At 45.0% G+C, this 23,788-nt stretch carries 19 protein-coding genes and 1 pseudogene (1 of these 20 cut by a window edge); 7 read left to right on the top strand and 13 right to left on the bottom strand.

Annotation, left to right across the window (positions count from 1 at the left end):
• Positions 1-49: 49 nt before the first annotated feature.
• Positions 50-853 carry a helix-turn-helix transcriptional regulator gene (locus K6Y21_RS15390; RefSeq protein ID WP_233072766.1) on the bottom strand — a complete coding sequence of 268 codons (804 nt, stop codon included), beginning with the start codon at positions 851-853 and terminating at the stop codon, positions 50-52.
• Between the two features lie 163 nt (positions 854-1,016).
• A complete protein-coding gene (locus tag K6Y21_RS15385) occupies positions 1,017-1,547 on the bottom strand; it encodes an Lcl C-terminal domain-containing protein (protein ID WP_233072765.1) in 531 nt (176 codons plus the stop codon).
• 268 nt (positions 1,548-1,815) lie between these two features.
• On the opposite strand from K6Y21_RS15385, the gene K6Y21_RS15380 reads away from it, so the two are divergent.
• From K6Y21_RS15380 to K6Y21_RS15355, 6 genes are all read left to right on the top strand, one after another.
• Positions 1,816-2,499, top strand: coding sequence for a hypothetical protein (locus K6Y21_RS15380; RefSeq protein WP_233072764.1), 684 nt, complete (start codon positions 1,816-1,818; stop codon positions 2,497-2,499).
• A gap of 536 nt (positions 2,500-3,035) precedes the next feature.
• Positions 3,036-3,206 (top strand): acetyltransferase, encoded by a 171-nt coding sequence (locus K6Y21_RS15375; RefSeq protein ID WP_233072763.1) that lies wholly within the window; start codon positions 3,036-3,038, stop codon positions 3,204-3,206.
• Positions 3,206-3,598 carry a type II toxin-antitoxin system death-on-curing family toxin gene (locus K6Y21_RS15370; RefSeq protein ID WP_233072762.1) on the top strand — a complete coding sequence of 131 codons (393 nt, stop codon included), beginning with the start codon at positions 3,206-3,208 and terminating at the stop codon, positions 3,596-3,598. Before K6Y21_RS15375 ends, K6Y21_RS15370 begins: the two co-directional genes overlap by 1 nt.
• A 110-nt stretch (positions 3,599-3,708) precedes the next feature.
• Positions 3,709-4,743, top strand: a complete 1,035-nt coding sequence (locus tag K6Y21_RS15365) for a DUF2157 domain-containing protein (protein WP_233072761.1) — start codon at positions 3,709-3,711, stop codon at positions 4,741-4,743.
• Positions 4,736-5,830, top strand: coding sequence for a DUF4401 domain-containing protein (locus tag K6Y21_RS15360; protein ID WP_233072760.1), 1,095 nt, complete (start codon positions 4,736-4,738; stop codon positions 5,828-5,830). The genes K6Y21_RS15365 and K6Y21_RS15360 overlap by 8 nt, the downstream gene beginning before the upstream one ends.
• A complete protein-coding gene (locus K6Y21_RS15355) occupies positions 5,827-6,336 on the top strand; it encodes a GDYXXLXY domain-containing protein (RefSeq protein ID WP_233072759.1) in 510 nt (169 codons plus the stop codon). The genes K6Y21_RS15360 and K6Y21_RS15355 overlap by 4 nt, the downstream gene beginning before the upstream one ends.
• On the opposite strand, the gene K6Y21_RS15350 is transcribed toward K6Y21_RS15355, so the two are convergent.
• From K6Y21_RS15350 to K6Y21_RS15310, 11 genes and pseudogenes are all read right to left on the bottom strand, one after another.
• On the bottom strand, positions 6,307-6,885 hold the full coding sequence (locus tag K6Y21_RS15350) for a tetratricopeptide repeat protein (protein ID WP_233072758.1): 579 nt from the start codon (positions 6,883-6,885) through the stop codon (positions 6,307-6,309). The genes K6Y21_RS15355 and K6Y21_RS15350 overlap by 30 nt on opposite strands.
• A gap of 8 nt (positions 6,886-6,893) precedes the next feature.
• Positions 6,894-7,802, bottom strand: a complete 909-nt coding sequence (locus K6Y21_RS15345) for a tetratricopeptide repeat protein (RefSeq protein WP_233072757.1) — start codon at positions 7,800-7,802, stop codon at positions 6,894-6,896.
• Between the two features lie 8 nt (positions 7,803-7,810).
• Entirely contained in the window at positions 7,811-8,719 is a 909-nt protein-coding gene (locus tag K6Y21_RS15340; protein WP_233072756.1) for a tetratricopeptide repeat protein, read from the bottom strand.
• A gap of 8 nt (positions 8,720-8,727) precedes the next feature.
• Positions 8,728-9,636, bottom strand: a complete 909-nt coding sequence (locus K6Y21_RS15335; protein ID WP_233072755.1) for a tetratricopeptide repeat protein — start codon at positions 9,634-9,636, stop codon at positions 8,728-8,730.
• An 8-nt stretch (positions 9,637-9,644) separates the two neighbouring features.
• Entirely contained in the window at positions 9,645-9,767 is a 123-nt protein-coding gene (locus K6Y21_RS21310; protein WP_285229753.1) for a hypothetical protein, read from the bottom strand.
• A gap of 126 nt (positions 9,768-9,893) precedes the next feature.
• Positions 9,894-10,679 carry a hypothetical protein gene (locus K6Y21_RS15330; RefSeq protein ID WP_233072754.1) on the bottom strand — a complete coding sequence of 262 codons (786 nt, stop codon included), beginning with the start codon at positions 10,677-10,679 and terminating at the stop codon, positions 9,894-9,896.
• Positions 10,651-11,628, bottom strand: a complete 978-nt coding sequence (locus K6Y21_RS15325) for a hypothetical protein (protein WP_233072753.1) — start codon at positions 11,626-11,628, stop codon at positions 10,651-10,653. The genes K6Y21_RS15330 and K6Y21_RS15325 overlap by 29 nt, the downstream gene beginning before the upstream one ends.
• Positions 11,629-11,706: 78 nt before the next feature.
• Positions 11,707-11,778: pseudogene (locus tag K6Y21_RS21480) on the bottom strand (hypothetical protein); the annotation flags it as partial.
• Positions 11,744-13,048, bottom strand: coding sequence for an alpha/beta hydrolase family protein (locus tag K6Y21_RS15320; RefSeq protein WP_233072752.1), 1,305 nt, complete (start codon positions 13,046-13,048; stop codon positions 11,744-11,746). The pseudogene K6Y21_RS21480 and the gene K6Y21_RS15320, both read right to left, overlap by 35 nt.
• Positions 13,045-13,878 (bottom strand): DUF4123 domain-containing protein, encoded by an 834-nt coding sequence (locus tag K6Y21_RS15315; protein ID WP_233072751.1) that lies wholly within the window; start codon positions 13,876-13,878, stop codon positions 13,045-13,047. Before K6Y21_RS15315 ends, K6Y21_RS15320 begins: the two co-directional genes overlap by 4 nt.
• Positions 13,875-15,902 (bottom strand): type VI secretion system Vgr family protein, encoded by a 2,028-nt coding sequence (locus K6Y21_RS15310; protein ID WP_233072750.1) that lies wholly within the window; start codon positions 15,900-15,902, stop codon positions 13,875-13,877. Before K6Y21_RS15310 ends, K6Y21_RS15315 begins: the two co-directional genes overlap by 4 nt.
• A 763-nt stretch (positions 15,903-16,665) precedes the next feature.
• Between K6Y21_RS15310 and K6Y21_RS15305 the strand changes: the two genes are divergently transcribed.
• On the top strand, positions 16,666-23,788 hold the 5' portion of the coding sequence (locus tag K6Y21_RS15305) for an Ig-like domain-containing protein (RefSeq protein WP_233072749.1). 37,964 nt of this gene lie beyond the right edge of the window; the window shows 7,123 of its 45,087 coding nt (coding positions 1-7,123); it begins with the start codon at positions 16,666-16,668; its stop codon lies off the right edge, out of view.

The following is a 23,788-nucleotide window of genomic DNA, read 5'->3' as shown; positions in this document are numbered from 1 at the left end:
GTTCGCGTTCTCACCCTGGTACTATGGGATTGGACCAGAACAGAGAGTATCAAATGATGCCAAGAAACAGAGCCTTGGCAATAAGCTGGTCGCGACTTTGTGCTTTAAGCTTGGTTTTAGCTGACCTGACATAGCCATTCACACTTTCAATCGAACGGAAAACTTTCTCATCTGCGATAACCTGCAATGAGACACCAGAGGCCAGCCATCTTAGGGTATCTAACTCCATTTGCGTTAAAGGGATAACACCAGAGCTATTTGCATTATTGAGCACCACATTTCTCGAAAAAGAAGAGGAGTATTGATGAAAAACCTCGGACAGCATTTTAAGCTCTAGACGATGAGGTAATACGTGATCATTAAAATGAGCTCGACTCATATTTGTCGCACTTAAGCTTATACCGGATAAGGTCACATCCCTTGAAAAGCTAAAACTTAGGCCGTTGTCTACATTAAAATCTTGCCAAAATGATTGGAATTTTTTCGATTCTTCCAAATCAAATGGGGTTTTATTGCTCCTGTCACCCCATTGCTTTGCGTGTTTTTCTAGCCATCTTTTTCGCTCTTTTTCATTAGATATCCAAATGAAAGTATCATTCAGCATAATATTGGAGCGAATTAAGTAGTCATGGGCTAAGCCGTTATTTTTTATGTAATAATTAACCATTTCTTCAGGGAAGTTAGTGTGAACAATTGTTTGGCTTATATCTGCTTCGTAAGCAGGAAGTACTCCATATCCCACATGGATAATTCCGTATTTCTTTAATGTATTACAGTAGATGGACCAACAATCCTCAAACGATTTAGATGCACTTAAGTCCAGAATGAATTGCCTAAGAGGGTTATTATCCATAAATATAATTCCGAATAATTATTACCAGTACCAATAATACATATGAATGAATATAAGGGTATGCGGGAGCGCTATATTTTACGGAAAATGCCAATTTTTTTACTTAAATGTTACTATTTTTGTTCAACTGCTCGCATCAGGTGGGATTTGCTTATAGCCTAGCCTATCTGACCAGTCTTACTCGACCATAGTGATAACGAGGTGTAAATTCGGTAAAACCGTTGGAGAAATTGAGGCCCCAAGCATGGCTACCTGAGTTTTGCTCTGCAGAGGATGACCAAAAAATATCTTGTGAAGTATTTGGAAAAGAACTGATGTTGATTGCTGGCTTGTAACAAGCATATTCAATAAGACTGCTCAATTCTTTAATAGTAGGCACCCTCCAATCATGATAACCCGCGTAGCCTTTGATATTAATCATCTTGGTATACGATAGCGCTTCCTCCCACAACATGTGTCGGGCCATTCCGTGTTCGCAATTCTTACCAGACATTCCAATAGGGCATCGATACCATTGAAGTTGGGTTTGTTTATCAATAATGATTAACTCATCAGGATTATTGTTTTCAAAAGCATACCTTGAAGAAGGTGCTGTTTTAGCAATAAGTGGGTAGCATACTTGAGCAATTACCGGGTTCACCAAACCGATTCCAATCACACCGGTAAAGGTGATGGCCCTAATTACTTGAAACATCAAATCTCCAATTATTATCCATATGGCTCGTGTTGTTCCTAATTAAAATTAGACCTTTTCATTCTAAATCACGGTAGTGAACGCTATCAATTACAGATATGTGCAATTCAAATTTATCATTGATTTGTTCAAACTAGATGCTAAAAGGAGAGGGAATATGGAAAGACGTTTCATTATATCTTTTGTGTGTACCTGCTGTGTTTCAGGAGTGTTCTGGTGGGCTTTGATTAACCTGTTGAAAAATATTTTTTAAATGGTGGGTGTAAATGTGAATAGGGTTTGTAGTTTTTGCTTTAATGTTTTAATGGTTGTTGTGTGCTTATTTATTATTGCTGGTTGTGATAGCCATTGTATAGGTGGTAGTGAGCTTTGTGGTGGTGAAGATATAAAAAAGGAGATTAGTAGGGCAAGCGTTACTTTCGTTAACTCGACCGATGAGAATGTCATTTTATATCATACAACGTCGAATAATAAAAATGAAAGGTACAAGTTGAATAACCAATTAGGTAGTGTTTTACGCTTTAGTTCACACCAAGCGAAAGAGTTATCTTGGACTGGAGATGTTAAGCATACTTTTTCAATAACCGATGCCAATACAAAAACTAAAAACACATCAGTGAAAGCAGAGGTGGCGAAAAATCAACGATATTGGTTGGTATCTTGGGTAGATAATGGAAAAAGAAAAATAGAGTTGATTTTAAAAGAACGCCTTAATTTGCTAGGTAAGTATTCAGTCCGTGTTTTTTCAGACAAGGATGTCGCTGTTTACAATGGGAAGACCCTTCTAACCAATGTAAAAAAAGGAGTTTTAAGTAGTTATATTTCCACTGAAAACTGCGACGACCTTAAGTTTGATAAACATCCAATCACATTGTGCAGCAAAGCTACAGCCGGTGATTCATATATTGTCTTTGTTAATAGTAATGGCACAGCCATTATTGAAAGGGAGTAGTCAAATAAACTATATTATAAATACCATAAAACCATGTTGCTGAACGGTGAGTAAATTGAGATCAAATGTGAGGCTTACTCATTGAATAATTAAATTTCAGTTTTGGCTAGCCCCGTTCTTAATAGAACGTTTTATTACAACATAAGTCACTGATAGGTAATTTAATAAATGTTTTATAAGTGTTAGGCAACCTGATGCCGATGTTCTGATTGTGTTGAAAGTCGATATTTGGTCTCAATGCTAGGCTAATTTTTCAATGCAATCAGTATCAGGTTCTCTTATAAGCATGTACCATAAACCGACTTACCACCGGCTAACATAAGCGAGGGCTTAGACTTTATTACGCTGGATCTGACAAAACCAGACCTGCGCTGGCCAAGGGATAACAGCTCGCCTGCGGATTGTGTAGTTAACTGATATTGACGCAAAATGAGAGCAGTTGGCTGTGATTCCGCGTTGTTAAAAAGCGTGCCTATTGCATCAGGCGTCACTTTCTGTGCACTATACTAATGTGAAAATAGTTAAGGTGACATGTGATGAATAAAAAAATTGAAGCTTATGGCGTTGACGCGGTTGTTCGGCCAAAGATTAAGGCGACAAAGCAGCTGGATCTGTCGGGTGACTTTGGGCGGCAGATCGTCAAATCAGAAACCAAGTTGGCGTTAAGAACCCACCCTAAAACATTCCAAAAGTTGGCTGATATGTAATGAATATCATTTGCTTCCCGTTTGAACGCGTTATCGAAATCAACGCTATCATCCTTGCGACTGAACCGGGAATGAAAGGGGCTGTGGATATCCCTAAACTTCAAGGTGCATTAAGTCGGATTGATAACGCAATCGTCTATCAAGGTTTGGATGATGTTTTTGAAATTGCCGCTAAATACACAGCTAGTATTGCCATGTCACATGCATGCCCCGATGCCAACAAGCGCACAGGCCTAGCGGTAGCATTAGAATACTTATCTCTTAATGATTTCGAGTTAACACAAGACAATGAATTGTTGGCAAATGCGGTGCGGGATTTAGTCATTCGTGAAATTGACGAAGCGGATTTTGCTGACGTCCTTTATGCACAATACTTGTTGAGTATCAAGTAGGCTCTCTGTTCATCTGACAAACCAATATTATCTCTATTACATCCCTCATCAATAAGCGCTAATATGATCAGTGAGTTAACTGGCATAACTAGCCGGATAGGGGATGTTAGATGAGTAATCTGAGTGACCAAGTTTGGGCTTGGTATCAACAAGGTGACATTAAGGCCGAGCAGTTGCCTAAGGCGCTGGCACAGGCCGAGCAAGCCGAGCCCGAGGTGGCGTGGCGTGAGGTGATTGACCTGTTGTTGCTTTGGTTTGGTGTGTTATTTGTCAGCGCTGGGGTGATCATCTTTTTCGCCTTTAACTGGCAAGATTTAAGCAAATTGGGCAAGTTTGCCTTAGTGCAAGGCGCCTTATTGCTGTGTGCTTTGGCTTATGGTTGGCTGCGCTGGCAAGAGCGAGAAAATAATCCCCGTGGTTTGGGGGCAACCAAGGCCAATGCCGCTTTGCTGGGCTTAAGCTTTATGATTGGGGCTTTACTGGCACTGGTGGGGCAAACCTATCAAACCGGCGCCGATCCTTGGCAGCTATTTGCGATGTGGTCGCTGTGCTTATTACCGCTGGCTTGGCTGGCGGGGTTTGATTTGCTTTGGCTTAAGCTGGTGGCCTTGGTGAATGTAAGCTTAGTGCTCTATCTTAATACTTGGCCACAGAGTTGGTGGTTATTTGGCAACTATGTGTTTGTTTTGGTTGCCGTCAGTTTTGTTAATGGGGCGCTTTACCTTGGTTTTTATTTTGCTCAGCAGCGCCAAATCCAGCGCCTGACCGCGCCGATTTGCCAATCTCTGAGTATCTTACTGGCGCTGGTGGCGCTGACTTGGTATGGCTGCTGGCAAGCGTTAGATATACCTTCATCCCAGTCTCCCTCCCTGAGCTTTTATTTAATCTATGCCGCCCTGGTGTTTGGTTTATCTCGCTTTGTGTTTAAACAATTATTACCACTGGCCTTGGTGTGTTTTAGTGCCATTGGCGTGAGCACCGTTTGGTTGGGGGTAAGGTTGTTCGATCATGGTGATGAGCTAGGCGGTTTTTTCTTTTTAACCTTCTACATCGTGGCTGCCACGGCGGGGATCTCGGTTTGGTTAACCTCAGTACGCGGACGCTTTAACGCTGACCTTGGCGAACAGGAGGCTAACGATGAGTAGGGAACAATCCGAGCTTTGGCAACGATTACAGCGAGAGCAATGTGTATCAATTGAAGCGGAGCCCCCGCAACCGCCGTTACAACCCCCTTGGTATTTAAGTATATTGCAAGGCTTTGCCGGTTGGGTGGCGGCATGGTTCTTGTTAGGTTTTATGGCCAGTTTTTTGGCTTTGCTATTTGATGAACGGATTAATCAAGGCATTGTCGTGATTGGGGCTGTGTTTGTGGCCTTGGGCGTCGCATTGGATCGTCAACAACAGCAACAAGTGTTTGTGCAGCAGCTTGCGTTTGTGTTCGGTGTCAGTGGATTACTGGCGGTTGGCTGGGGATTGGCTGAAATCTTTGATTATCGCAATGAGTTGGCTTGGTTTATCTGTTTTGGCCTCGTTCTGTGCTTACATACCTTGTTGATCAATAACCGCTTAAATGTGTTTTTAAATGGATTAGGCATCGCCTTTTGTATTTCTGGGCTGCTATACCTGTGGCATTGGCTCACTATCATGCCCCTTATTATGTTGTTATTGGCAATCCTGTTTTGCCTTAATCGCGTGCGCCAAGGCGTGCATTATGCGCGGTGTGTCACCTTGGCATATGCCTTTGTAAGCTGGACCTTGTTAGCACAAGGGGTGTTAAGCTTGGGTGGGCAAGATTGGGATTTGTTTAGCGAAACCCTTGGCTCCCTTTCTATTTGGGCTTGGCTACTGCCTTGGTCATTAAGTTTATTAGCCAGTTTAGTGATAGTGCGAACCCTATTGCAGCAACAAGGGATGGTGCTTAATAGCCCTGTTGCCCTTAGCGCAATTGCCGCCGTCGTTGTCATCGGATTATTAGCCGTGCCCTTAAGCGGATTAAGCTCGGCCATGTTGTTTATCCTGCTAGGCTTACAGTTGCGAGATAAGTTAATGACCGCCCTGGCTATATTTAGCATCCCGCTGTTTATCAGCGCCTATTACTATTCATTAACCGTGAGTTTGTTAGAAAAATCCCTGTTACTAACCGCGTTAGGAGCCTTGTTACTCTTGGCGCGTTGGGCCTTAAGTCGTTATTTGCCAACACCCAGCGAGCCCCATGCTAAGGAGGCCCTATGAAGTCGAACCCACAAGTTAAAATCAGCATAGGGATAGTGCTGGGGCTAACACTGGCGCTACTTGCATTTATCAATTGGGACATTGCCAAACGCGAAGCTTGGCTGGCAAAGGGTAAGATAGTGCGGCTGGAACTCGCCCCTGTTGATCCCCGCTCCTTAATGCAAGGCGATTACATGATCTTGAACTACCGTATTTTAGCGGATATTCGCGCTGCGGCAGAAGGCGAAAACCTGAACGCTTATGTGCGGGTGAAGCTCAACGAGCAACGTATCGGTAGTTTTGTTGCACTAGAGTCAATCTACCAAAGACCTGATGCTGCCAGCGATGAAACCTTGCTGCAAGTGCGCATTCGCAGTCATCAAGTCAAATTGGCCACCAATGGGTATTTCTTCCAAGAAGGCCACGGCGAGCGCTACGAAGCCGCCAAGTATGGCGAGTTTCGCGTTAATCAAAAGGGGGAATTATTACTTGATAGGCTACTCGATGAGGAGCTTACCCCGCTGTAATCTGTTGAGCGGCGCATTAAAATAAGCCGCTGCCTTATCATTTTGTTGTTGCTCGCGTGGTAAGTTATAGCCGTAATGATTACCTAGTCGAATTAGCGCGTGGGGCTCACCGAGTTTGGCGGCTTTATGCAGGTAAAGCCAAGCGCCTTCCATGTCGTGTTTAACGCCATAGCCGCGCTCGAGTATCACGGCTAAATCGTAATAACCGATAGGTGCGCCCAGCTCAATTAAACGCTGGGTGGTTTCAAGGGTTTTAGCGGCGCTGCGATAAGTGCCTAGGCCAAGGCGGTAGCGCCGGGCAAGATTATGTAGGGCCTTCCAATGGTCTAGCTTGGCGGCTTGCTCATACAAGGCAGTCACTTGCTCTTTATCGTGATAACGCTGCTTCTCCAGTTTACGCGCTTGTAAAAACAGCGCATCTGCCTCGGCGCTAACAGGGGGCAAGCTGGTTTTTTCCAATTTACATTCAAATTCAAAAGCCGAAGCCGGCAAGGCCAGCAATGCTCCTAGCAGTAGGATGGTCAATGGAATAAGTGCCTTGCTGCCCATGTCTTAGATTACTCCTTAGCCGTATCTGAGTCTGGTTTTTCCGAATTAGAATCCGGTTTAACTCTTGGGTCGGGCAAGCTGCCATAGCCTTGCACCGGATGCGGGGGTAAGGGATAGCGAGTCGTGATATCGGGGATGCGAAGTTCAGGATTGGCTCGGATCTTGGTTGATAAATCTTCATAAATCAACGTTTGTTCTTGATCGATTAGGTACTTATATTGTCCGACAGAAAAAACGGTGGCGAGAACGATGGCTGCCTTAGCCATGCCATTGCCAACGGCTAATTGATAATAATGCATGGATTCGGGGTATCTTTGCTCGCCGATTTTTAGCCACTGTGCATAATAGTAATACGCTTCGGTTGTGTGTTGTTGAGCGGCGCATTTAAAATAGGCGCCAGCCTTATCATCTTGCTGCTGTTCTTTGGGTAAGTTATAACCGTAATGATTGCCTAATCGAATTAGGGAATTAGGCTCACCGAGTTTAGCGGCTTTATGCAGGTAAAGCCAAGCGCCTTCGATATCATGTTTAACTCCATAGCCGCGCTCGAGTATCACGGCTAAATCGTAATAACCGATGGGCGCGCCCAGCTCAATTAAACGCTGGGTGGTTTCAAGGGTTTTAGCGGCGCTGCGATAAGAGCCTAGGCCAAGGCGGTAGCGACGGGCTAGATTATGTAGGGCCTTCCAATGGTCTAACTTAGCAGCGTGTTCATACAAGGCGGTAACTTGCTCTTTATCGTGATAACGCTGCTTTTCCAGTTTACGCGCTTGTAAAAACAGTGCATCTGCCTCGGCGCTGACAGGGGGCAAGCTGGTTTTTTCTAATTTACATTCAAATTCAAAAGCCGAGGCAGGCAAGGCCAGACTTAGCCCTAACAATATGATGGTCAATGGAATAAGTGCCTTGCTGCCCATGTCTTAGATTACTCCTGAGCCGTATCTGAGTCTGGTTTATCCGAATTAGAATCCGGTTTAACTCTTGGGTCGGGCAAGCTGCCATAGCCTTGCACCGGATGCGGGGGTAAGGGATAGCGAGTCGTGATATCGGGGATGCGAAAGTCAGGGTCGGCTATAATATTATCTGCTATTTGATCATAAAGCTTGGCAACACTCTCATCTATCTGATATTTGTAGTACCCCAAAGAGAACACTGCATTTAATGCGACAGCCGCTTTCATCATGCCATTACCAACGGCCAATTGATAATAATGCATTGATTCAGGGTAACGATCTTCTCCTACACTCAACCAATCGGCATATTCAAAATAAGCCTCGGTAGATTGTTGTTGAGCTGCGCACTTAAAATAAGCTGCTGCCTTATCATTCTGTTGTTGCTCGCGCGGCAAGTTATAACCGTAATGATTACCCAGTCGAATTAGGGCATTGGGCTCACCGAGTTTGGCGGCTTTATGCAGGTAAAGCCATGCGCCTTCCATGTCGTATTTAACCCCATAACCGCGCTCGAGTATCACGGCTAAATCGTAATAGCCGATAGGGGCGCCCAGTTCAATTAAACGCTGAGTGGTCTCAAGGGTTTTAGCGGCGCTGCGATAAGTGCCTAGGCCAAGGCGGTAGCGACGGGCTAGATTATGTAGGGCTTTCCAATGGTCTAGCTTGGCGGCTTGCTCATACAAGGCGGTGACATGCTCTTTATCGTGATAACGCTGCTTCTCCAGTTTACGTGCTTGTAAAAACAGCGCATCTGCCTCGGCGCTGACTGGGGGAAGGCTGGTTTTTTCTAATTTACAGTCAAATTCAAAAGCCGAAGCAGGCAAGGCCAGACTTATCCCTAACAATATGATATTAAATGGAATAAGTGCCTTGCTGCTCATGTCTTAGATTACTCCTGAGCCGTATCTGAGTCTGGTTTATCCGAATTAGAATCCGGTTTAACTCTTGGGTCAGGCAAGCTGCCATAGCCTTGCACGGGATGCGGGGGTAAAGGATAGCGGGTAGTGATATCGGGGATGCGAAAGTCAGGGTCGGCATCGATTTTATCCGCTATTTGCTCATAAATTTGGACTACGCTTTCATTTATCGGATATTCATGTTGGCCCAAAGAAAAAACAGCGTTTAACACAATAGCTGCTTTCAACATACCATTGCCAACGGCCAATTGATAATAATGCATGGCTTCGGGGTATCTTTGCTCGCCGATTTTTAGCCACTGTGCATAGTAGTAATATGCTTCGGTTGTCTGTTGTTTAGCTGCGCATTTAAAGTAAGCACCAGCCTTATCATTTTGTTGTTGCTCTAGGGGCAAGTTATAACCGTAATGATTACCCAGTCGAATTAGGGCGTTGGGCTCACCGAGTTTGGCGGCTTTATGCAGGTAGAGCCAAGCGCCTTCCATGTCGTGTTTAACGCCATAGCCGCGCTCGAGTATCACGGCTAAATCGTAATAGCCGATAGGTGCGCCCAGTTCAATTAAACGCTGAGTCGTTTCTAGGGTTTTAGCGGCGCTGCGATAAGTGCCTAGGCCAAGGCGGTAGCGACGGGCTAAATTATGCAGCGCCTTCCAATGGTCTAACTTGGCGGCTTGCTCATACAAGGCAGTCACTTGCTCTTTATCGTGATAACGTTGTTTTTCCAGTTTTCGCGCTTGTAAAAACAGTGCGTCGGCCTCGGCGCTGACAAGGGGCAAGCTGGTTTTTTCTAATTTACAGTCAAATTCAAAAGCCGAAGCAGGCAAGGCCAGCAATGCTCCTAGCAGTAGGATGGTCAATGGAATAAGTGCCTTGCTGCCCATGTCTTAGATTACTCCTCAGCCGTATCTGAGTTTGGTTTATCCGAATTAGAATCCGGTTTAACTCTTGGGTCGGGCAAGCTGCCATAGCCTTGCTCGGGATGAGGGGGAAATGAGCGCTTATGCTTCATCATTTCATATCGGGTCGGTAGTAGCCGAGATTGAAAATTGCATCGACCATCACGTCAGTTTTTGCACTGCTGGTTTTTTGCTTTTCCGTTAAATAGGGTTGAAGCTTAGCGAGTGTTAAAGGGCTAAATCTAGTCATCAGCATCCCAGTTTTCGCCATCGATATACATATCTAAGTTGATAGTGTGGTCAGTTATCTCATCATGATAAATTTGCCCTTTGCCATTGGTGCCTACTTTGTATCCATCTAGGCTATAGGGTCCGAGTAAGCCTGTGTCATTGTCTTTTATTGTGATAAACCACTGTTGATCTGAAATATAACCATGCTTTTTTTTACTGATCTGTATATTACGAGCAAAAAACTGTAATCTAGTTCCAGGTAAATAGGCTTCTTTGTTGTAAAAAGTTAAATAGAGTTCATATATTTTATCGTCGCAGCGGTTGATATGCCAATTGGTGGTCTGTGGTAGGGTGATAATATAGCGGTCAACTAAATCGATACCATAAAAAGTCGAATTATAACGGGTTGGGATGTAAACCGGATTTTCGGCCCAACTTGAACGGGTAGTGCATTTTTCACCAAATGAATACCATTCTATTTCGGCTTTAACCTGCCAGCCCTTGGGCTTCTCACCTTGAAAAGTGAGGGTGTTGCTGGCTAGGTCAACTCCTTTGAGTTCAGTTGATACGTCTGACAAGTAAGTATTTCCAATTCTTATGTAGTAGTCAGGTATGCCTTTCGTCCACCAAAAAGCAATGTCGTCGGAAAATATTTTAAAAGATAGGTAAAGTGCGGTTAATACAACGCCTAGAACAATTTTGCCCTGCTTGGTTTTTAGTTTTTCCGTTAAATAGGACTGGACCTTAGCAAGGGATACTTTTGTATTGTTAATTAATTTGTTTAAGGATATCGGCATTGGTCAAACCTTTGATATTGAGTTCTTTGCTGTCAATCTGTACAGCAGACATTTTCCCCATGATTTGTAAGTCATGTTCTATTTCCGGAAGACGTTGTTTGTAATATTCGATTTCTCGTTCGGCATCTTGTTCTAAGGTGTGTTTACTGCGTTGGAGCTCGTCACGTTGCCAAGGGTCAGCGATTCTTCCGTACTTAAGATGATAATCAATCGCTTGAAGGCGATTGTCTAGCTCGGTCCGGATCTTATTAATGATCATTTCAAGGGCAGATTTTGCTTTCCTTAATTCCTCAATGGCGTTATATATCGCTTGATGGCGAAGGTTTGCTTCGGAGGTCAAAGCATTTCTAAGGATCCCCCCCAGCTTAGGAGCATAGCCTGTCGCAACTGAGTGGTCGGTACCAGATTTGATTAGCTCTTGCTTTGGATCAATTTTTAGAAGTTGTAACGTTTCTTTATTTAAGGTAGTAAAGCGCGATTGGCCTGTGGTTTTTAATACAGCATCCGACTCTTGTGGAAGATACCACTTAATCACAGGCGTATCGGAAAGAAAATCAGATAAGAGAGGTAATCCCTCACCTGATAAATTATCGTCATCCACTTTTAGATCGTCAGTCGTATTACCTACCACTGTTTCCATCATTTCTTTTTCGGCAAGTTCAGCGGATAGGTAATTGGCAATACTTACTAAACCACCGTGAGTAAGCGCAATACTATTTGGCGTGACCACAAAGTGATTGTCACCGAAGGATAATATCTGCCTAAGGTTACCGTGATGCGTATAATTATCATCATCAAAATCGGTCATTTGATATGTTTGGAAAGCGGCATTAGCTGCTGAGCCCATTAGAAGTAAACCTAGGGCACAAATGTTAACCGCAGGTATGGATACCAAAGAAATATTTATTAGCAACCTTTGTCGCTCTATGGCGTCAAGTACATCTGACAATTTGGCGTCCATCCAACGAAATGGCACCATAGGCACGCCGTCTCGGTTGTTAACATGTCGGTGATGCTGGATATTCTTATATTTATTTACAAAAGAGTGGGTGCCGACTCGAGGGCTACCGTAGGTATATAACAAAGGGGCTTGGGTTATTTTTTTCTCCATCAAATAAGCTGCCAGTAGTGTTGCGCCAGCCCCCCCCCAAGCTATGCCCTGCTAGTAGATAACACCTGATACGGTTACGATGAATTTCTATATAGGGTGATATTAGTTTCCATAATGAACCTGCAAAGATAGCGAAACCTTTGTGTACTCTAGGCACGTTACTGTCCACTATAGGTATCCAGTTATCAAGTTGCCGATCTAACCAGTCTTGAGACGGCTCAAAAGGAATTTGCTCAGCATTGATATCTGACAGTGCATCTTTGTAACTGTTTGAGTTTTGAACTATGTTGAGGGTTCTGGTTATTTTCTCCGACTGGTTTTGAAATGTGAGATATCTATAAAGCACTCCTGCACCTGATGAGAGCAGCTTATCTTCACTAATTTCTTCATTCCATATTGGGGTTATTTCATCTTGATCCCATTCAGTAGCTTCAGTGCCTCGCACAAAAATAAGTAACTTATTGCCTTGGCAGGCCACCAGTGCTTCGGCACCTGCATCCTTATCCACCATTAATCTTGGAAATAACATTCGGCTGGCGAAAGGTACCTCCTGAGTGATAAAACGAGAATTAGTGGTATTTAGTGTGTTATGAGGTTTATTTCTAGCCATTAATGTTAGCACTTGTTTCAAAGAGCCAACTTCGTGTTTTTTTTCATTTAACCCCCAATCGGAATAAATCCAAGATGTGGCCAAGGCTAAATTATAGGCGTTGACATAATGATATTCTTTTTGAAAGGTTAGGGAGGGCACCTGAGCCAATAAGGATTCCATTTCAATACAGTGATGCTCGAGTACCGACAAGGCCAGTATTTGGGTGTTTAGGTGGCCAAAGTACTCTTCTGCCGTTTTACTAATGAATACAATTTGACTATTTTCTTGAGGGTCAATATAACCATCTTCTATATCAGCTAGCAGCGCTTCCTTGGTACTGTCATCGTAATGTTTGATTTGGTAGCACCAGTCGGTGCCCATTGCCGATTGTTGATCTAGCCACTCTGCTACGGGAAACTGATCTTTGGGTGCTTTTCGGCGCTTTCTTTCTACCATGGCCCATACGGGTAAAATAAGGTCATAGGCTTGGTCGATTAGGTTTGTTTCATGAATGATACCGTCTTTGGAGACCACACCCGTTCGCGTTTCTGAACTGCCCTTAAGGGTATATGCAATACCCGAATAGGGGGTGTTATTTGGGCAAACTAAACGAATGGTGATCCACTTATTGACTAAGCAAGGTTGGCAAATATCGATGTTGTTCATGTGACATCCTTGAGCGTTTTAGCCAACCAAGATGTTGGCTCGTGAGTTGCTCTTTCTAATAACCAAGTTGAAGATTTTTGATGTTTCACAGCTATGTGGCAAAACGTGTCGATGTGCTCATACTCGTTTACACCATGTGAGGTAATGGCTTTGATAATGGGGATTAGTTGTTTACAGAGTGGCTCAGCAGTCGAATTAAAACTGCGCCATGTTGCTTCATCAAATCTCAGCCAGTTTTCAGAGATTGTGAGGGCAAGCTGGTTTATGTAATAGTCACTTTGCCTGTAACTTGCAAAATCTGTGTCTTGTAAGATCCAAGGCGTGTTTTCCATGGCATCGCTGTAATCAAACTCTTTTAGATTACAAGGTTTGATGTACCAAAGGTTTTGATAATTGAGTAACGCATGTCCAATTACTTGATTAAACCTTGCTTCTGGCGCTAAACCTTGTAATAGATGAAATAGAATTCGTGGATCCCACCAACGGACTAGAACTGTTTGATGATCTGTTTCTGCGGTTAAGTATGACTGCAGTAGTTTGAGTAATGACTTGAAATCCAATGCGTGGTAAAGATAGAAGCCCCAATCAGTATGACAAGGACAATCAACATCAGGACTTATTGATTCAAGCTGTAACAGCCATGGCCCAGCATCTTCATTACCTTGAAATTGCGTTCCCGCAAATAATGATGCGCAGGTCTTCACTTCATAATGCTGATACATGCATGCCAATGAGCCTGAAGGCGATGCACCATTCACGACAGCGTAAAAATACGGTGCCTGAGTTGGGTCAACTTGTAGATTGATTAAGGAGTCTAGGCGTTGGATCATTGTGCCGCCTTGTTACATTCAATGATAAGGGGGACAACATTGGCGTTTGCGCTTTTGAGTAATGCTGTAATATCTGTGAAGTGAGTTGTTAGTACCGTTGCCTGTTCAACGTCCCCTGGTAATCGCGCAAGGGTTCCTGCATAACCACTTCCCTTACTCGCCGCGCCGCCAGAATTAAGATTCACATTGGCGCCCGACAGGTGCACGCCGGCGGGATCGACCTTGATATAGCTGCTGCCGGCTTTGACCGTAATTTCAGCACCAGCTTCCAATACAACCTTTGAGCCGGCTTTGATGTGTAGCTCGTTGCCGGTATCCGATAGCCAAGCTTGGCCGGCTTTAATATGCAAGCTGCCATTGATCACGAGACTTTGTTCACACTTGGTGTGCAAACGGCTTTCGCCGTCGACCGTGTGGTGTTGATTGCCCTTAATCAGTTTAAAACTGTCGCGGTCCACTTCGCTGTGGCGGTCGCGTTTGATTTGCTCGGCTTGGTCGTTTTCAACTAGGCTGTTGAAGTCTTTTTGCGCGTGCAGGTAGATTTCTTCTTGGCCCATTTCGTCTTCAAAACGCAGTTCGTTATAGCCGTCACCTTTGTGGGTTTCGGTGCGAATAACGGTGCGGGTTTTATGCTCGGGCAGGGCATAAGGCGGTTTGTTGGTGGCGTGATAGGTGCGCCCGGTGATGATGGGTTGGTCTGGGTCGCCTTCTAAAAAGCTGACTATCACTTCGTGGCCAATGCGGGGAATGGCCATGGCACCGTATTGGCTGCCGGCCCAGCCTTGGGCCACGCGTAGCCAACAGCTGGCGTTTTCGTCATTGTTGGAATAACGGTCCCACGGAAATTGCACTTTAACGCGGCCATGCTCGTCACAAAATATTTCTTCGCCTTGGGGGCCGGTGACGGTGGCGATTTGTGGGCCGTCTACCTTGGGTTTGGCTTGCATGTCCAGCTGCCATTGGCGCTGCTCGGGCAAGAGTTTAAGGGTGTTGTAATATCGAGTTTGACCGCTGCCGCCGTGCTCTTCAAGGGCTTGGGGCTGCTCGCCAACATGCTTAATGGTTATTACTTGCCATGGGGCATTAAAGCTGGGGTTGAGGTGCTCGGTAAGGTCAAATTTGGCCCCGGCAAATAATCTGGGTTGATTACTTTGGGCTGTAGCGGTGACGCTGTCACGGTTAAGGTATTGCTGGCGCACGCGAGTGAATTTTTCACCCGTGGCGTCGTCTTTATAACGCCCGGGGTAATCATAATGTTCGTAATCGTCACGCTGAAATTCAATGCCTTGGCCTTGCTGGTTTTGTAAAAACGAATAGGCCGGCTGCTTGAAACTGTAATCCTTTAACTGCACCTTGGCGCTGGCGATTTCAGATTGCAAACTAAAAGCACTCACAAAAGGGGTGGGGGCATGACCGCTGGCCATGGCGTTATAAGGTAACACCTGAGTTAAGGGAATCAGCGCCTGCGTATTATCAGCAAAGACGATTTCATGCTTGTCTTGTTGGTGAATAAAGTAATACACCAAGCCTTCTTCTGCGGCTAAGCGGGTAATAAAGGCTAAATCGGTCTCACGGTATTGCACACAGTATTCACGGGGCTGACAAGGGTGCTTGATAGCAAAGGCGTAATCCGTGATGGCCATTTCCTGCAAGATGATGCTGATAATTTCAGGCACGCTAAGTTGCTGAAAAATTCGCGAATTATGGCGCAGCTCAAGACGTTTGGCACTGGCGGTTAAGCTGAGCTGATATAGGGTGTGGTGAAAACCTGTGTCTTGCTGAGTAAACGCGCTAACCACGCCGTGCACATAGCGCGTGGGTTGACCATCTTGCCACCAAGTGAGGGTGGCATTGCCATCGACGAGTTCGGTTGGGGCGATGTCATCACGGCGACTGGCCAGTTGAATGGTAAATTCAAATGGGGCACCCAGTGCTTCGTGGCCAGAGAATTCGGTAACGGCGAAGGAATCGGGAGGCAAGCCTTCACAAGTGAGGGTGAATTGTAATCCTGTGTTGTCGGCCATGGTGCACACCTTGTGATAGCGAGTCGATTGAAAGATGAGTTGGGCATTGCTAAGGGTTTGCGTGCCTAGCATTTATGTTTTGATGTGAAATGCATTTGATGTATTGCGGCTTAGATAAAAGCAATATAAACGCTATTTCAACGCATTGCGTCGAGATGGTATTTTTTATGGACTTTATTGTCAATAAAAATGGTTTTTAGTGTTTTATGTTTTGATGATTTTATTGCCGAGCTCACATTTGCGGCATGCGGGAATGCCGCTCACTCTTTTCTACCCTTGATGACAGCGTCATTAAACAATTGACCGGTGCCGTTGGTGCTCATGCCTTGCTGCCTTACTTGTTAGTTATCTTCCACTTGCACTCGACTTTTTCAGCTCTCAGGTGAGGGCATTGAAGAGCAGTATGTTGACTATATTGACCCGTAAAGTGGTCTTTGAGGCTTGCAGTGAGGTGAGTTGATATTGAAAGAATAACAGGTGAAAAACGTGTGTCTATCAAGCCTTTTTCAGGGGAGGGTTAGCAAATAAGATGTATATAGTTTTGAATGATTTTACTTTAATTAATTGAATTTAAATAAATTAAATCACAACTAGTACAAAATCATTAAAAGTCAAAAAAAGAGTCAATAAAACTGGCAAAAAAAGGTCAATAATGTAGAATTTACAGGTTTTTTTGTGACGCTTTTTTCATCAAGGGCGGTCAAGCGAGATGGCTGGTTTTTGTATCGCTTGTTTAGATGATGTTTTCCATGGATTGGTTATTATGAAGTTTGCGATTGTTTGTTCTGTTCTTATGTCTGCACTGAGTTTGACTGTGAGTGCATCTGAATTCATCGATATTAGAGCAAATGGCAAGCTTGACTTTAGCGCGTCGCAAGCTAGTTATGTTGCCACTTTTGCCGATTGTCGGCAGTTGCAAAGCATGACAGTTAACGAGCAATTATATAGCTTCGCCGATGCACAATTATTACCCGAACATGCTTGTGCGATACCTTTTGTGCTGGAAACCGGTGACGTCTTTTCCCCTTCCATCAATGTTGCACTCGCGGATGGCTCCACCCGCGATTATGTTGAGTCATTTCAGCCCGATACCACGGCCCCTGTGATAGAAATTGTCGGCTTGTCCATTGAAGCTTATGGTGATGGGCAAAAACTCAATGTTGAGCTTAAAGCCAGCGACGACCAAGATATTCAAGCCATCAGCACACGACTGACGGGGTTTCGCGCTTCTGATTTGCGTCAGGTGTCGGGGGTATTACAAGCAGCACAAGATAAAGCCTTTGTTAGTACTGACGAGGCTTTATTAACTTTTCCAACATCTGATTCGCAAACTCGTTTTGTTGTGTCTCAGGTTCTGAGCAGCAATTTGTCTGCTGATGAAATATCACGTAATGGTATTGTGTATTTACAGGCGACGGTCGTCGATAGCGCTGGCAACAGCCATTCCACATCTGATATTCGCTTTCTTGGTGAATCCTTGTCAGAGCAACTGCTTGATTTAAATGTTAAACCGCAAAGTTTATTATTCTCCGACCTACTTCAAGATAGCTTATTACTGCCCATCGCCACCTTTGAGTTTAGTGGTGATATGCCGTTGGTAGGCTCTAACTCGGGTGTCACTTACACCAGCTCTCATCCAGATTATGTGTTTGTTTCCAAATCAGGTCAGGTTATTCCCCTGCAAGAGACCAAGGGTACGCCGGTGACTATCCGAGTGAGCTATCCGCAAGCAAGTGATGTGTTAGTGCCTGTAACCGTTGACTTATCACGCAGTTTTGCCGGGTTAGAGGTCAATCAAGGTCAAATATATGAGTTACCTGCGTTAAACCAGTGGCAACCGTTACCGGATATAGCGGTGCTCTTTGATGATGCATCGCGTCAAGAGTTGGCTGACAATCGGGATATTGAAGTGGTGATCCCATCCGAACTGGAAGGGCTAGTGTCATTTCAATTGGATAAGGGGTTGTTAGCTAAATCGGCGATCAGCGCTACACAAAATCTGTCGCTCACGGTGAGACACAAGCAATTTAGTAGCTTAGTGGGTGAGCTAAAGCTTGCCGCCAACGATGCGCCACCGCAAGTCTTATTGTCATTGCCTAAGCAAGTGGCCGTAGGGGAAAACTTACTGATAGATGCCCAAGCGAGTGATGATAACAAACTGACTAAGGTACAGTTTCATCTAAACGGCAAGGTGATCGGTGAGAAGGTGACCCAACCCTATCAACTTACCTTACCGATTACGGAACAATTGGATGGTCAGCGTTTAATTATTTCGGCTAAGGCCACAGACAGCTTAGGTCAAGAAGCCCTTTCACAAGAAGCCAGTGTGTTGGTTGCGGCCAGTCAGGCAAAAAATGTCCCTGACTATAAAGTTGAATTTCCTGTGAACAGTCAAACTGTGGTGGAGTCGAGCTATTTCCGTTTTCGTATTAGCTCGTTACTTGGTGACATCAAATCGCCAGCCCTTAAATCAAGCAGTGGTATCAGCCGCGTTGAGGTGCTCGCAGATGGGATGCAAGTGGCCAAGATTGATTTTCCTGTGTTTGAGCGCCGCCCCAATCAGCATGATCAAAGCGAGAGCTTGTATGAATTATGGCAAGCCGATATACGCACTAAAAACAGTGCATTAGCTGAAACTAGCCAGAGCTATTCTGCCATTATTTATGCCCACAATGGTGCCGTTGCCGAAGTACCTGCACGGCTAATTCGGATTGTTGAAAACAAAAAGCCAAGCGTTACCATCAAGCAACCCAGTACGGGTGACAACTGGACCGTAGGGCAGCAAGTCCAATTCATTGCCTCGATCGCCGATGATACCTTGTATGCCGGTTCTAAAGTGGTGTTAACGGCAAATGGTGAAGTGATTGAAAGTACAGAACTTCTTGAGCCAAATTGGTTGCATGAGCAAGGCGCATATGTGTTTGCCAATAAAGATGTTCAGTTTGCGATAGAAGCAAAGCCAAATTGGTTGGGTGAGAAGGTTAAATTACAACTGGCCATAACAGATAACCATCAAGAGCTACAATTATCTGAATCGATTGAGGTTTATGTTGTTGAGAATCAGCCGCCAAGCGTGGCCTTGAGTCACCCGGTTGAAGGGAGTCATTGGGTAGCGGGAAATAATATCGAATTACGCGCCAATGCCAGTGATGATGTGAGCGTTAAGCAAGTCAATTTTTACGTGAATGAACAGTTAGTCGGCGCAGATCATAAAGCGCCGTTTGCCGTTTCTTATCAAACGCCTGAATTACAACAAGCTACGAATTATCAAATTAAAGCGGTGGCGATCGATGGTGAAGGCCTTGAAGCCACGAGCCAAGTGGTGACGATCACGGTTGGACAAGACAAAACACCGCCCGTGGTTAATTTAGCGGCGCCCGCATTTGACCGTGTCTTGGCGGGCCAAGACGCTGCAGCGGTATTAGAGTCTTCAAGTTTTGCATTTAAGATCACAGGCTTTGATGATGTTGCCGCAAAAAGCGTTGAAATAACGGGGATCCGTCACTTACCTGGAACCGGCTTGATCTTAACTCAAGATACTTCACAACCGCTGGCTGGCGAATATATCAAGTTACAGCAACTTCCAGGCAGCATTAACGCTTTCTCTGTGTTACAGCTTGTCAACGCGCCTGCATTTAGTGATACCAGCGGTCAAGGTTATGATTTATATCCAGTCACCATTAAGGTGAGTGATGATGCTGGTAACAGCTCGACCTTAAGCGCAGCCATTGCAGTTTATCCTGATTTAGCACCTGAATTAGTCGAGCTAGGCATAAGTAAACCTAACGCATTTTTAAGTGAGCAGGTCAGTGTGAGTTTGGTGGCCCGTGATGATCGTCAAGTTCAAAAGGTAGAGTTAACGGCGCAAAAAGGGGCCGAGGCACTCTCAACATGGCAACAAGATGTGGCATCAGGCTTAGTGCCAAGCGCTAACTTAATCACGCAATTTGCCATTAAATTAGAGCAGTTAACGGGCGTTGATGCGGGTGATGAGCTGATCTTTACTGCTCGCGTTTGGGATGACAAGGGGCAAGTTTCGGCTTCTTCTCAAGTCCGCTTACCTATTGTCGCCGATGCGAATGCGCCAGCCGTTGCTATTCAATCGCCAAGTAGCCAATTGCCGCTTTATGCTGGCGAAGATGCCAGCTTTAAGGTCAAAGCGAACGATGATAGTGGTTTGCGCTCTGTTGTGTTAAGCCTAAGCTATCAAGGATTAAGTGATCCTATTGTCCGTGAAATTGACATTGCCGATAAGGCGAGAACTTGGCAGGGGACAGTCAATATTGCCATCCCAAATGATTGGCAAGGTGGTAAGGTGCGGGTTGCGGTTAAGGCAACTGATATCGTGGGCAACATCAGCGAAGAAAATGCGTGGCACTACGACGTTATCCAAGATCTCTCTCCGCAAGTCAGTGTGCGCTCACCAGCAGCAGGAAGTCGCGTCGTTGAAGGTGAGTTGCTCAACATTCATGCGCTGGCAACGGATGATCGCCGTCTTGCCAAGGTCGAATTTTTACTGCAAGAAAATGGCAAAGAAACCCTAATCAAGGCCTTTACCGGTGACGTATTGGCGTCTGGTGAGTACCTAAGCGGTTCCACCCGCGTGCCGACGAAAGCTGAGCAAACTCAAATCTTGGTTCGAGCCACCGATGGGAGAGGGCAAGTCGGTGAAGCTGTCGTTGAGTTAGATGTGGTCGATGATACTAAGGCGCCGATATTGAATTTGGCGCAACCAAATACCGATGTGTCGCTTTATCCAGGCCAAAGCTTTAGGGTTAAGGGATTAGCCTTTGATGAAAATTATGTCGACAGCGTTCGCTTTAGCTTGGTGGATGAACAAGGTCAATCGGTCGATTTTCCTGTTACTAACCTAAGACGTAATGACAGTGTTGAAGAGGTCAAAGTCGCGAATCCTGGCTCTTTAGGGGCGGTGGTTGTTAGCAGCCGCTTTAGAACCGAATTTAGCGGTCAGCTCACCATTCCTAAGCAGTATCAGCTTGCGGGTAACACCTTTACCTTAGTGGTTGAAGTCGCTGATAAAGGCGTTAATGTGACGCGCTTTGAAAGCATTAAAGTTAATGTGCTGGCAGATGACAAGGCGCCAAGTATCGCGGTAAATAGTCCAGATACTCAGTTAGTGGAAGGGCAAAAAGCTCAGTTAGATGTGCTCATTAGCGACAATTTATCACTGGCGAGTTATCAAATTTGGTTAACCACAGAGAAACAAGCCAAGCACCTAATTAAGTCGGGAACAGGATTGGATGTTAATTCCGTTAGCCTAGATGAAGCGCTTGACTTAGCGGCACTGTCGCCAGTGCCAGAGCAAGGCAGTGTGGTGAGATTGGATTTTGAAGCCATTGACCAAGCCGGCAATAAAACCACCAGTGAGCACATTGTTAAATTGACTCAAGATCAATTGCCACAGTTAACCTTGGTACGTGAATCTGTCAACACGGATCTCCTTAAAGGCCAAGCCTATTATGCGGCTTTACAAGTGAATGATGACTTTGTGGATGAAGAAGAGCCTATCTCGGCACTGCATTTGTCTTCAAGCCTGTTTGTAGACACAAAACGAAATCCCTTGGGGCAAAGTTACAGTCAAGACGGGAAGTTATTACCCAACATCAGTTTTGATTTCCCTGAGGCTAACGGTTGGCAAGGTGAGCTTAGGTTAAATGGCCAAGCATACATGAAGCTGGACTCACAGCGTTTGACCCAAATGGCCAGACCAAGCCAGCTCAAAACCCTAAGCTGGTATAGCAATAAGCCGTTAAAAGTGGCTTACCAACTTACTTTATATCCTAATTATGTTTGTGGTGAAGCCCCAGAGGTGATTACCACCGAGCAAGTGACTGAGCTAAACCTCGCGCAATATCTCAGCCATGAAATTGCTCAACTTGATGTTAAGATCATCAGCTCTGATGGTCTGCCCAGTACCTTTACTGGCTTTGAGATTTACAACACCAGTGCCCGCGATGTAAAAGCTTACTACTACAATGGTCAGCGCCAAGGGTTGAATCCCGAGTTCCAATTCATCACTCTCATAAAACAGCAGAATAGCCGTCAAGGTTGGTTGCAAGCAGGTTCGCTGTTTACCTATACCAAAGACGGTCAAAGTCAAAACTTCATGCGCGTGGCACCCGTTGCGAGCCAAGGTGACAGCTTTACCCAAATTAGCCACGCCATTGATGCTGGCTCAAACAATCGAGCGGCATTACCCCTCACTCCATACCAACAAAAAATGTTGCTCGCCGACACGCAAGCGCCTGAACTAGATGTCTTGTCGCCCGCGGGTGGGATTGCGGTTGTGCCAACTCAAAAGCTGAAAATCGACCTGGCGATGACGGACAATGCGCGTATCAGCCATGTTAGCTTGCTAGAAAACAACAACAGCAAAAAAGATTGGTATTTAAGTTTTGATCGTAACCAGCATGAGATCACTTATCAGGTTCCTAAGTCGGTTACGGCGGGCCAGTTAAGCATCAACCTCGTTGCTCAAGATGATGCCGGTAATCAGCAAGGACAAACACTGTCTTTCCCTGTTAGCCAAAATCAGCCACCGGTATTAGCGACCAAGGCGTTTAGCTCGTATCGGGTTAATGGGCAATATCAAAAGGTCATTACCGACGTTAGCCGAATTAATTATGGTGAGTTCTGGTTGCGTAATGGCGAAACCTTTAAATTGGATTTACAGCTTAATGATGACGCGGGCTTAGCGGATTTAAGCATCTATCAACTTGCCTCTGATGGCAGTAGTCGAACGCAAGTGTTCAATAAAGCCTATCAATATCAGTGCTTTGAAATGCCGTTGCTAGAAGACAAAGTGGCTGCTGAAATTCAGTTTATCGGTGGGGACTCGGTTGAATATGAAGTTGAACTGACCGACAGCTATGGCCATGTTGCGACACAGCGCTTTATCGTGCATTCGGTGACCAATATTCGACCTGAAGTCCGCATTACTTCTCCTGCCGATGGGCAGGCCATTGTTGCTGGCGCGATCCGTTTACAAGGGACCTTTGTCGCCGCTGATGATCGCCAGTTAACCTCTGCCTTTTCTGGTGACGCAGGCTTTGAAATTTGGCTTGCGGGTCAAAAGATCACCGATGCAGAATTTACCCTAGATCCCCAATTACTCGCTTCACCTGAATTTGCCACCGGCTTTGCTGCTATTTACGACAGCTTTGAACAGTTGTATTCACAACAAATCGCTGAGCAATATGGTAAACCGTCAAGTCCTTATGCCATCAGTGGTAAGTTTACATTTGCAGTGCCAGCTGGCTTGATGCGCAACATAGAGCAAGCTGATTTAGTCATTAAAGTTATCGACTCCGATGGCTATGCGAATGACCACAAGATAGCTATTAATGTGGTTGCCGATGAAATTGCCCCAGTCGCTTTAGTCAATGGCCCTGAAATTAGCTACGGTCCAACTGAGGCATCTGATTTCACCTTGGCTTTTTCTGGTGTGGACAACGTTAAAGTTGAATCGTTACACACTTACACCGCATTCGGCATTTTAACTCGCGATGGTCAATACCTGACTTCAGATTATCAGCCGTTAACTGCCATTCGTGACATTGAGGCCATGGATTTCAATCCACTGACCACAGAGGGCATAGATACTAAGGTTTATAAGCAAAAGATCCATGTTCCTACCTTAAATGAAATATATGCTTATTTCCCAGGAATTAATGTAGACCATATTTTACGTGCGGACGCTTGGGTTAAAGTCACGGCATTTGACACGTCTAGCTCACAATCGATTACGCGAAAATACACGGTTCGTCCCGATGAGCGCCCTGTGATTGATGTGAGAGAGCCCTTACCGGGGTCGACTGTGGTAGCCAATAATCCTGTATTTATTCACGTGAATGCCGCTGATGACG

The sequence above is a fragment of the Motilimonas eburnea genome, assembly GCF_021295345.1.
Lineage (GTDB): Bacteria > Pseudomonadota > Gammaproteobacteria > Enterobacterales > CBDFNC01 > Motilimonas > Motilimonas eburnea.
Note: the sequence above shows the minus strand (reverse complement) of the source record. Positions and strands in the feature narration are given on the sequence as shown.

Coding starts and splice junctions, on each gene's coding strand:
- K6Y21_RS15390 (WP_233072766.1), bottom strand. CDS start 853: ATGGATAATAACCCTCTTAGGCAATTCATTCTGGACTTAAGTGCATCT.
- K6Y21_RS15385 (WP_233072765.1), bottom strand. CDS start 1,547: ATGTTTCAAGTAATTAGGGCCATCACCTTTACCGGTGTGATTGGAATC.
- K6Y21_RS15375 (WP_233072763.1), top strand. CDS start 3,036: ATGAATAAAAAAATTGAAGCTTATGGCGTTGACGCGGTTGTTCGGCCA.
- K6Y21_RS15370 (WP_233072762.1), top strand. CDS start 3,206: ATGAATATCATTTGCTTCCCGTTTGAACGCGTTATCGAAATCAACGCT.
- K6Y21_RS15365 (WP_233072761.1), top strand. CDS start 3,709: ATGAGTAATCTGAGTGACCAAGTTTGGGCTTGGTATCAACAAGGTGAC.
- K6Y21_RS15360 (WP_233072760.1), top strand. CDS start 4,736: ATGAGTAGGGAACAATCCGAGCTTTGGCAACGATTACAGCGAGAGCAA.
- K6Y21_RS15355 (WP_233072759.1), top strand. CDS start 5,827: ATGAAGTCGAACCCACAAGTTAAAATCAGCATAGGGATAGTGCTGGGG.
- K6Y21_RS15350 (WP_233072758.1), bottom strand. CDS start 6,885: ATGGGCAGCAAGGCACTTATTCCATTGACCATCCTACTGCTAGGAGCA.
- K6Y21_RS15345 (WP_233072757.1), bottom strand. CDS start 7,802: ATGGGCAGCAAGGCACTTATTCCATTGACCATCATATTGTTAGGGCTA.
- K6Y21_RS15340 (WP_233072756.1), bottom strand. CDS start 8,719: ATGAGCAGCAAGGCACTTATTCCATTTAATATCATATTGTTAGGGATA.
- K6Y21_RS15335 (WP_233072755.1), bottom strand. CDS start 9,636: ATGGGCAGCAAGGCACTTATTCCATTGACCATCCTACTGCTAGGAGCA.
- K6Y21_RS21310 (WP_285229753.1), bottom strand. CDS start 9,767: ATGATGAAGCATAAGCGCTCATTTCCCCCTCATCCCGAGCAAGGCTAT.
- K6Y21_RS15330 (WP_233072754.1), bottom strand. CDS start 10,679: ATGCCGATATCCTTAAACAAATTAATTAACAATACAAAAGTATCCCTT.
- K6Y21_RS15320 (WP_233072752.1), bottom strand. CDS start 13,048: ATGAACAACATCGATATTTGCCAACCTTGCTTAGTCAATAAGTGGATC.
- K6Y21_RS15315 (WP_233072751.1), bottom strand. CDS start 13,878: ATGATCCAACGCCTAGACTCCTTAATCAATCTACAAGTTGACCCAACT.
- K6Y21_RS15310 (WP_233072750.1), bottom strand. CDS start 15,902: ATGGCCGACAACACAGGATTACAATTCACCCTCACTTGTGAAGGCTTG.